Below are 3,099 nucleotides of genomic sequence, written 5' to 3'. Positions count from 1 at the left end.
AGCAACAGGGATGCAGCCGGTTGATTTAACCACCCTGCGTGCTGTGCTCGCCGATCTAACCCAGGCTAAGACAGGTCGGGATCCAGTGTTGCCTGCCCGCGTGGAATGGATCCAACAGACCGATCTGTGGACGGTGGTCATTGGCTTGCGCACCCTCACTGCCCGCCCCTGCTTGCTGTTGTGCTGGCATCCTCAGGCGGCCCGTCTCCACCTCTGTCAGCCTCCTCCCAAAGAGCCGGATGGCTTTCAATTCAGCCAGTTCCTCCAACGGCAACTGAAGGGTTTGGCTCTGACGGAGCTGGCTCTGCTGGAGGATTGGGAACGGGTGATTGACTTGCGCTTTGCCCCTCGGCCCGGGGATCCCCCTTATCGCCATCTCTACCTAGAGGTGATGGGCAAGCACAGCAATGCCATTTTGGTGGACGAGGCGGGCATGATCTTGGCCAGTGGCCATGGGGTAAGCGAGCGCCAATCGCGAATCCGTCCAGTGCAGCCGGGCCTGCCCTATGAAGCCCCCCCGGCCCTAACCGACCCGATCCCGCAGCGATCCGAGCCCTTCTCCTGCTGGCAAGAGCGCGTTGCCCTGATCCCCGGCCCCATCGGCCAACGGCTGTTGCGCTGTTATCGCGGCCTCAGTCGGCACTTGGTGGAAGCGATGTGTCATCAGGCTGGGATCCCGCCGCAAACCTCCACCGATCACCTCTCTGCCCGCGATTGGCAGGCACTGTTTGCCAGGTGGCAAGACTGGTTAACCCGTCTGGAAACCGGCCAGTTTGACCCGGCCCCAACTCCCCAGGGATACACCGTTCTCGGCTGGGCAAGCGGTGCCGTTCCCGTTAGCGGGACGGAGTCCCTGCAACAACCTTCTCGACTCAATCTGCACCAACTTCTGGAAGGCTACTACCAGGCTCAGCTTAACCGCGAACAGTTTGAGCGAGAGCGCCACCGTCTGCTGCAAAGGGTATCCACCCTGCTGAAAAAGCTCTATCAGCGGCGAGAGCAATTTGAGGCAATGCTGGCCGACTCCACCCAAGCGGAAGCCTCCAAGCAGGCTGCCGACTTGTTGATGGCCCACCTCCACCTCTGGCGGCCAGGGTTGCATCACATCGAGCTGCCGGATTTTGCCAGCGGCCAGACGGTCAAGATCCCTCTCGACCCCGAAAAAAATGCCATTCTCAATGCCCAAGCCTACTACCGCAAGCACCGCAAACAAAAACGGGCCCAGGATGCTATCCGGCCCCTACAAGAGGCGCTTGGCCAAGAGATCCTCTACCTCGAGCAGGTGGAAGCGTCTCTACAGCAGCTGGAAACCTATCGGGATCCCCAAGACTTGACCACCCTCAAGGAAATTGAGACCGAGCTGATTGAACAGCGCTACTTGGAGAGTCCCACTCGCAACAGCGGGACAGAGTCTCTGCGGGCGAGCTCAAAACATGCCTCACCGGCAACCTTCAACCCCCACCGCTTTACCAGCCCCAGTGGCTTCTCCATTTGGGTGGGGCGCAACAACCTGCAAAATGATCAGCTCACCTTTCGCGTGGCTCAGGAACACGATTGGTGGTTTCATGCCCAAGAGATCCCCGGCAGTCATGTGCTGCTGCGCTTGCCCCCCGGGGCTGTAGCAGAAAGCGAAGATCTGCAGGCGGCTGCTGATTTGGCGGCCCATTTCAGCCGCGGTCGCCTCAGCGAACAGGTGCCGGTAGTCTACACTCGCCCGAAACTGGTGTTCAAACCCAAGGGATCCCCGCCCGGCATGGTCGTTTACAAACAGGAGCAGGTGCTTTGGGGGCGGCCCAGCCATGCGCAGCTGCTCATTGCGTCAGCCCTTGGGCCACACTGACGCAACTGGTTACTTTGTTTCTGGCCAAGTGGGCAGGTTCGAGGCATTCAAGGGAGAACTTCGAGGGAGTAAGCGGCGCTGCGGCCATAGCGGCTGGGGTCGTACATTTCTTCGGCCAAGGCAGGAGCCACCTGGAATTGGCCGGGGATCTCCGGACGGAAGAGATAGACAAACTCATGGCGACCCTGCTTGAGCTCGGTGCTGAAAAAGGCCACGCGGTCATCCCGATTCTCTTGGCGGGTCCAAAACCAGTCCCACCAGTAGTCTGGGGCCAAGCCGGTGAACTCTCGCGGATCCTGGGAGGTGATCTCGGCGCCGCTGGGCAGGGGATCCTCAATCACCACGTAGTGGCTGTCCCGCTCGGCTTCCACCGTCAACCGGGCCAGGAGGATTTCTCCGGCCCTTACTGTGTCGCCAGGGCGCAGCGGCTGCTCTCGGTAGCGGATCTCCCCGTTGGGTTGGAGCTGGGGCTGTAGGCGGAAGTAGCTGCGGCTCACCGCAAAGCCTTGGGCTTGAGAGGGCAGAGGGTTGGGGACGAAGGCTTCTCCCCTCAAGCTGTAGTAAAGGGGGCCGGGGCCGGACTTTTCCAGGCGCAGGCTGCTCAGGTTCCCCACTTCTGCGTCAGCCCAATCCAGCCCATAGCGGGGATCCCCAGCGCCGGCCTGCCAGCGACCGAGAAGGGATCCGGTTGTCCCATCCAACACCCGCACCTCGCCGGGGCCGGGAAGCTGCTGCTGCTGGGCCTGGTAGTAGGCGGACAGGCCGAGGAGAGCATCGGCGGTGGCTTTGGTGGTGCGCCAGCGGTTGTTTTGCCGCTGCTGGAGAAGGGCCTCGGCAATCTGGGCAGCCCGGTCATCCTGCAGCCGAACGGCCAATTGCAAAAGCGGGCCGGCCACCTCCATGTCGTCGTAGGTGGAGCGCTCTTGGGTCGCACGAGTTGGAGCAGCCGGGATAAACCAGCGCCCTTGGGGATCCTGTTGCCGCCGCTCCAGAACCTCATCCAGGGCTGCCTGGGCAAGATCCCTCTGGCCCAGTTGCAGGGCGGCCAGCCCTCGGTAGGCCAGGCCAAAGGTGGAGAGCCGCTCCGGCGGCGGCAGGTCGGCAGTTACCAAAGCGGGATCCCAGAGGGCCAGGCTGTAGGCGACAAAAGCCTGTAGATCGGGGGAGAGGGCTTGTGGCTGGGCCAGTTGAGCGGCCAGATAGTCCAAGGCCTGCCGCACCCGCCACTCTTTGAGGGCATAGCCAGCAGCTTGGGCAAG

At 62.1% G+C, this 3,099-nt stretch carries 1 protein-coding gene and 1 pseudogene; one reads left to right on the top strand and one right to left on the bottom strand.

From position 1 onward, the window contains the following. The first annotated feature begins 10 nt into the window (after positions 1-10). Entirely contained in the window at positions 11-1,840 is a 1,830-nt protein-coding gene (locus NW820_RS02705) for an NFACT family protein (protein WP_414406621.1), read from the top strand. Between the two features lie 47 nt (positions 1,841-1,887). Here the strand turns inward: NW820_RS02705 and NW820_RS02700 are convergent. Then, positions 1,888-3,099 (bottom strand): annotated as a pseudogene (locus tag NW820_RS02700) (alpha-2-macroglobulin); the annotation flags it as partial.

The sequence above is a fragment of the Synechococcus sp. R55.7 genome, assembly GCF_047461955.1.
Taxonomy (GTDB): Bacteria; Cyanobacteriota; Cyanobacteriia; order Thermostichales; family Thermostichaceae; genus Thermostichus.
Note: the sequence above shows the minus strand (reverse complement) of the source record. Positions and strands in the feature narration are given on the sequence as shown.